This window comes from Blautia sp. CAG:237 (assembly GCF_000436615.1).
In the GTDB taxonomy this organism is placed as follows: Bacteria; Bacillota; Clostridia; order Lachnospirales; family Lachnospiraceae; genus Blautia_A; species Blautia_A intestinihominis.
The window spans coordinates 18,753-25,862 of record NZ_FR886735.1 but is presented as its reverse complement, the minus strand read 5'-3'; the positions used below and the strand labels follow the sequence as shown (position 1 = coordinate 25,862).

Genomic DNA, 7,110 nt, shown 5'->3' with positions numbered 1-7,110 from the left:
TCGGAAGATCGCTGCAGTCCGGGATATAAGAGAAGGTTTTGTCTTCGGAAGAGGCGATCTTGTTTACCTTTCCGTATTTCTGTGCTTCCTGATATGCTTTTTTTGCCCACTGACCGGTAACGATATAGTCAGCTACTCCGTTTTTCATAAGGTTCATCGGAATCATGGCAAACTGCTGAGAAGCGCCACCCTGAAGGAATAATACCTTGTAGTTATCCGGGATGTTCATCAGGTCTCTGAGATCCTGCTCTGCATCATCGATGATCTTCTGGAATTCAGGACTTCTGTGGCTCATCTCCATTACGGACATGCCTGTTCCCTGATAATCCATCATCTCATCTGCTACTTCTTTCAGCACAGGTTCCGGCAGTACGGCCGGTCCTGCAGAAAAATTATACACTCTGCTCATTGTTCTTCATATCCTCCTCGTCAAAAACTTCATTCAGACTTGCGCCTGCCGGTACCATCGGGAACACGCTGAGATCCTGATCGATCCAGCAGTCCAGTACTACAGGTCCGTCTGTTGCGAGAGCCTCGCGGATCGCCGGCTCTACTTCTTCCATCTTCGTAACACGGATCGCTTTCGCTCCCATGCCCTCAGATATTTTCACAAAATCCACGGCATCGTCAAGGACGGTGTGTGAATATCTGTGTTCATAGAATAAGGTCTGCCACTGACGTACCATACCCAGTACATGATTGTTCATGACAATCTGTAAAAGCTGTTTATGGCAGCGTACTGCTGTCGCGATCTCATTCATGTTCATTCGGAAACAGCCGTCTCCAGCGATGTTGACAACTGTTTTGTCCGGTCTTCCCATCTTGGCACCGATTGCAGCTCCAAGTCCGTATCCCATCGTTCCGAGACCACCGGAAGTCAGGAAGGTACGAGGTTCTTTGTACTTGAAGTACTGTGCGGCCCACATCTGGTGCTGACCGACATCTGTTGAGATAATTGCATCTCCACCTGTGATTTCGTAGAGTTTCTCTATAATGTATGGTCCTGTGAGCTGGGAATGATCATAACTCAGAGGATATTTGGCTTTCATCTCCTGAATATGCTCGATCCACTCCGGATGCTGTTTTTCCGGAATCATTTCCAGAAGTCTGCGGAGAACTTCTCTTACATCTCCGATTACAGACGCATCTACCATAACATTCTTGTTAATTTCTGCCGCATCGACATCGATCTGCAGGATCTTTGCCTGTTTTGCAAAGGTCTTGGCATTTCCTGTGACACGGTCACTGAAACGTGCACCCAGAACGATCAGAAGGTCGCACTGTGTCACGCCAAGGTCGGAAGTCTTGGTTCCATGCATGCCAAGCATTCCTGTATACAGAGGATCTTCTCCGGAAAAAGCGCCCTTGCCCATAAGGCTATCGCAGACCGGAGCCTGGATCTTATGTGCCAGTTCGCTGATCTCCTTGGAAGCTCCGGAGATCACACATCCGCCGCCGACAAAAATATACGGCTTCTTTGCTTCCTCGATCATCTGTGCAGCAGTTTCCAGATCTTCTCTGCGGATCGTCTCAGTCTCACGGTTGATCATAGCCGGACGGCGCAGGGAATATTCATAAGTTGCTGCTGTTACATCTTTGGTCACATCCACCAGTACCGGTCCCGGACGTCCGCTCTTGGCAATATAAAATGCCTTGCGGAGTGTGTCTGCCAGCATGGAGATGTCTTTTACGATAAAACTGTGTTTTGTGACCGGCATTACAATACCGGCAATATCAACTTCCTGGAAAGAATCTCTTCCGAGAAGTGGTTTGCCTACGTTAGCGGTGATCGCTACGACTGGAACAGAATCCATGTATGCGGTCGCGATACCGGTAACCAGGTTTGTAGCTCCAGGTCCGGAGGTTGCCAGGCACACTCCGACTTTGCCTGTAGCACGGGCATAACCGTCTGCCGCATGAGATGCACCCTGTTCATGAGAAGTCAGAACGTGGTGGATCTCATCACTGTGTTTATAGAGAGCATCATAGACATTGAGGATCGCGCCTCCCGGATAACCGAAAACAGTATCTACTTTCTGTTCCTTAAGGCACTCAATGATGATCTCTGCACCTGTAAGCTGCATTGTGTTTCCTCCTGTGTATATAAAATGAATGATTTCAGTTATTTTGCTTTCGGCACTTCAAGGATCGCTCCTCTGTTGCCTGAGGTAACCATTGCAGCATATCTTGCAAGATATCCGGTTGTGACTCTTGGTTCACGTGGCTGCCATTTTGCTTTTCTTGCTGCCATCTCTTCATCAGATACTTTGACTTCCAGTTTGAGTTCCGGAATGTTGATGCTGATGATGTCGCCTTCTTCGATCAGGGCGATTGGTCCACCTACGGCTGCCTCCGGTGAAACATGTCCGATGGAAGCTCCACGGGATGCACCACTGAAACGTCCGTCTGTGATAAGAGCTACAGAAGATCCAAGTCCCATACCTGCGATCGCAGATGTCGGATTCAGCATCTCTCTCATTCCAGGACCGCCTTTTGGTCCTTCATAACGGATGACTACAACGTCTCCGGCTACGATCTTGCCGCCTTTGATCGCTGCGATCGCATCTTCTTCGCAGTCAAAGACTCTTGCCGGTCCTTCGTGTACCATCATTTCTTCTACGACTGCGGAACGTTTTACGACACCGCCGTCAGGAGCGATATTTCCTTTGAGGACTGCAAGTCCACCGGTCTGGCTGTATGGATTGTCGATCGGGCGGATAACTTCAGGATTGAGGTTTACACAGTCTTTGATATTTTCGCCTACTGTTTTGCCTGTTACTGTCATGCATTCTGTATGGAGAAGTCCTTTTTTGTTCAGCTCGTTCATGACTGCGTAAACACCGCCGGCTTCATTGAGATCTTCCATGTAAGTCGGGCCTGCCGGTGCAAGGTGGCAGAGGTTCGGTGTCTTTGCACTGATCTCGTTTGCGAAACTGATATCAAAGTCCATTCCCACTTCATGAGCGATCGCCGGAAGATGAAGCATACTGTTGGTAGAACATCCAAGTGCCATATCTACCGTCAAGGCATTCAGGATTGCTTCCTTTGTCATGATGTCTCTCGGACGGATGTTTCTGCGGTACATTTCCATAACCTGCATACCTGCATGTTTTGCAAGACGGATACGTTCGGAATATACTGCCGGAATGGTTCCGTTTCCACGAAGTCCCATACCAAGAACCTCAGTCAGACAGTTCATGGAGTTTGCAGTGTACATACCGGAACAGGATCCACATGTAGGACATGTTTTGTTCTCGAATTCTGTCAGTTCGTCTTCTGTGATCTTGCCTGCTGCATAAGATCCAACAGCTTCGAACATACTGGAAAGGCTTGTCTTGTGTCCGTGGATATGACCTGCCATCATCGGACCGCCGCTTACGAATACAGTCGGAACGTTAATCCTGGCTGCTGCCATCAGAAGTCCAGGTACGTTTTTGTCACAGTTCGGAACCATAACAAGGGCATCAAACTGATGAGCCATTGCCATTGCCTCTGTAGAGTCTGCAATCAGATCTCTTGTTACCAGAGAGTATTTCATTCCGATGTGTCCCATTGCGATACCGTCACAGACAGCGATCGCCGGGAATACGATCGGTGTACCGCCAGCCATTGCAACCCCCTGTTTTACGGCTGCTACGATCTTGTCAAGGTTCATATGGCCAGGTACGATCTCATTGTAGGAACTTACGATTCCGACTAACGGACGTTCCATCTCTTCTTTTGTTAATCCAAGGGCATTAAACAGGGAACGGTGAGGTGCCTGCTGTGAGCCTGTTTTTACTGAATCACTTCTCATTTTATTATCTCCTCTTTATTCAATCTATACGATACCTACGGATTGTTCCGTGCATAGCACTCCTGGTATCTTACACCGCTGCTGCGATCAGATCTCCCATTTCTTTTGTTCCGACAGCTTTGCATCCTTCGGACATGATGTCACCTGTACGGTATCCGTCTGTCAGGACTTTCTGTACAGCTGCCTCTACTGCGTCTGCCTCTTCGTCAAGGTTGAGTGAGTAACGGAGCAGCATTGCTGCGGAAAGGATCGTTGCGATCGGGTTTGCTTTATTCTGTCCTGCGATATCCGGTGCGGATCCGTGGCTTGGCTCATACAGACCAAATTTGGTCTCATTGAGGCTTGCAGAAGAAAGCATTCCGATGGAACCTGTCACCATACTTGCCTCATCAGATAAAATATCGCCAAACATGTTCTCTGTCAGGATAACGTCGAACTGTGCCGGATCATGTACAAGCTGCATTGCACAGTTGTCAACCAGCATATGCTCCAGAGTTACTTCCGGGTAATCCTTTGCAACTTCTTCTACGACTTTTCTCCAGAGTCTGGAAGAATCCAGAACGTTTGCCTTGTCTACGCTTGTGACTTTCTTTCTTCTCTTCATTGCGATGTCAAAGGCTTTGATCGCGATACGGCGGATCTCATTTTCATTGTAGGAAAGTGTATCGATTGCTTTCTTTACACCGTCTTCTTCAATGGTCTTTCTTTCGCCGAAGTAAAGACCGCCGGTCAGCTCACGGACGATGATCATGTCAAATCCGTTGTCTCCGATCACTTCTTTTTTGATCGGGCAGGCTTCTTCGAGTTCTTTGTAAAGGTATGCCGGACGAAGGTTTGCAAAAAGGTTCAGTGCTTTACGGATAGCAAGGAGTCCTGCTTCCGGACGTTTGGACGGCTCCAGTTTGTACCATGGGGATGTCTTTGCATCACCGCCGATAGAGCCCATCAGAACTGCGTCAGAGGCTTTGGCTGTAGCAATTGCCTCATCTGTAAGCGGTACGCCGTGGACATCAATAGATGCGCCTCCAAGCAGTACCTCTGAATAAGTAAAGGTGTGGTTGTATTTCTCACATACTTTATCGAGAACTTTTTTGGCTTCACTGACAATTTCCGGTCCGATTCCATCTCCTGGAATCAATGCAATCTTGTATTCCATCTTTTCATTTCCTCTCTCTGCATCACACGAATCTTGCGCAGAGTCCTTTCCTCATGGATATTGTTATTATAATAACGCACTTTCTGGCACTTTTCAACCCTTTACTACGTAAAAGTTAGAACGTGTTATAAAAGTAAACGATTTTTATAAAAAAAGAAGTGCCGCATCTGACGCAGCACTTACTTTCTTATTTGCAGTTATGCGGATGCCTGTTCTGCCTTCTCCACCTCTGCAATAGCCTGTTTTCTCATTGGGATACGGCAGTTCTTGTTATTGCCGAATTCTACAATCACATCTTCTTCTGTCATGTCGATGATCACTCCATAGAAGCCGCTTGTGGTAACGATACTGTCACCGACTTCCATGCTGTTGAGCATTGCCTGAAGTCTCTTCTGCTCTTTCTTCTGAGGACGGATCATCAGGAAATACATTACTCCAAAGATAACAACCATCCATAAAATCATCATACCCATGCTTGCGGTACTGCTTGCTGTGCTGCTCATTTATGATTCCTCCTGTTCTAACTTACATTCCTGCTATTCAGGAACACTACACACTATCATACACAAAAAAGCCTTTTACTTCAAGTATTTTTCTGCATTTTGTGTGTTATTTCTGTTCTCCTGCTGCAAATCCTTCCAGACGCATTTTTTTGTAATCAGCAAATCTGCCTTCATCCAGTGCATCGCGGATTTCTTCCATCATATGATTATAGAAGTACAGGTTGTGCAGAACGCAGAGACGCATTCCAAGCATTTCTTTTGCCTTGAGAAGATGGCGGATATAGGCTCTGCTGTAATGGCGGCATGCCGGACAGCCGCAGCCCTCCTCGATCGGACGGGTATCCAGTTCATACTTTGCATTGAACATATTCATCTTGCCGTGGTTGGTGTATACATGACCATGACGACCGTTACGGCTCGGATATACGCAGTCAAAGAAATCAATTCCTCTCTCTACGCCCTCAAGAATATTCGCCGGTGTTCCGACACCCATAAGGTAAGTCGGCTTATCCTGTGGAAGATATGGTACAACAGCATCAAGGATGCGGTACATCTCTTCATGGGTCTCGCCTACGGCAAGTCCGCCGACTGCATAGCCGTCCAGATTCATTTTGGAAATTTCTTTGGCGTGTTCGATACGGATATCTTCATATACGGCTCCCTGGTTGATTCCAAACAGTAACTGTTCTTTATTGATAGTATCCGGCAGGCTGTTGAGACGGTCCATTTCTTTCTTGCATCGTGCAAGCCAGCGGGTGGTTCGCTCTACAGACTGCTGTACATAGTCTCTGTCTGCCACGCTGCTCGGACATTCGTCGAATGCCATTGCGATCGTAGAAGCAAGGTTGGACTGAATCTGCATACTCTCTTCCGGTCCCATGAAGATTTTGTGTCCGTCAATATGTGACTGGAAATGTACGCCTTCTTCTTTGATCTTGCGGAGTTTTGCAAGGGAAAAGACCTGGAATCCGCCGGAATCCGTCAGGATCGGACGCTCCCAGTTCATAAATTTATGGAGTCCGCCAAGCTGCTTCACGATCTTGTCACCAGGACGTACATGGAGATGATAAGTATTGGAAAGCTCCACCTGTGTTCCGATCTCATAAAGATCCTGCGTAGAAACAGCTCCCTTGATCGCCCCGATCGTACCCACATTCATAAACACCGGAGTCTGGATCGTACCATGCACAGTCTCAAACTGAGCCCTCTTCGCACGCCCCTCCGTTTTCATTAATGTATATTTTGCCATTTTTGTTCCTCTTTCTGTATGATTTGCATTTGATTTTAAGTATACCAGACAGAAGGAAAATGGTAAAGGGGAATGTTTGGATGGGTGGATGGTATGTATGTTACGGAGATGAGGTGTGCGGGGTGGGGCGAGGTTCGAGGGTTCTGAGGTACTAAGGAAGCTGTGATTTTGCTAAAAACGGGAATAAAATTGTCAAACTCGCTACGCTCAAACAGTGACAATTTTATTCCCAACGCAAACTCCCACCTCCCAAGCACCTCAACGAACCCTCTCAAGCTCACCCCACCCCGCACACCTCATCTCCTCCGCTATCCCACACCGCACCAAACTGAAGGTAGAAAGAAAAAAAGTTCAAGACATAACTCTTTTCCAACCAAAAATGAGAGACCATCGCAGCCATAGGCTG

General features: G+C 47.4%; 6 protein-coding genes. All 6 read right to left on the bottom strand.

The annotated features are described in order from the left end of the window. The coding region (locus tag QZL69_RS07335; RefSeq protein ID WP_291518850.1) for an aminotransferase class V-fold PLP-dependent enzyme at nt 1-409 on the bottom strand (409 nt) is incomplete at its 3' end. Continuing rightward, nucleotides 393-2,084 (bottom strand): biosynthetic-type acetolactate synthase large subunit, encoded by a 1,692-nt coding sequence (gene ilvB, locus QZL69_RS07330; protein WP_022214569.1) that lies wholly within the window; start codon nt 2,082-2,084, stop codon nt 393-395. The genes ilvB and QZL69_RS07335, both read right to left, overlap by 17 nt. 38 nt (nt 2,085-2,122) lie before the next feature. Further along, nucleotides 2,123-3,796, bottom strand: coding sequence for a dihydroxy-acid dehydratase (ilvD, locus tag QZL69_RS07325; protein WP_022214568.1), 1,674 nt, complete (start codon nt 3,794-3,796; stop codon nt 2,123-2,125). Nucleotides 3,797-3,866: 70 nt separating this feature from the next. Continuing rightward, nucleotides 3,867-4,952: a 3-isopropylmalate dehydrogenase gene (gene leuB / locus QZL69_RS07320; RefSeq protein ID WP_022214567.1), complete on the bottom strand. Its 1,086-nt coding sequence runs from the start codon at nt 4,950-4,952 to the stop codon at nt 3,867-3,869. A gap of 197 nt (nt 4,953-5,149) precedes the next feature. Continuing rightward, complete coding sequence (gene yajC, locus QZL69_RS07315) at nt 5,150-5,455, bottom strand: preprotein translocase subunit YajC (protein ID WP_022214566.1); 306 nt, start codon at nt 5,453-5,455, stop codon at nt 5,150-5,152. Between the two features lie 106 nt (nt 5,456-5,561). Then, nucleotides 5,562-6,704 (bottom strand): tRNA guanosine(34) transglycosylase Tgt, encoded by a 1,143-nt coding sequence (gene tgt, locus QZL69_RS07310; RefSeq protein ID WP_022214565.1) that lies wholly within the window; start codon nt 6,702-6,704, stop codon nt 5,562-5,564. Nucleotides 6,705-7,110: the final 406 nt, after the last annotated feature.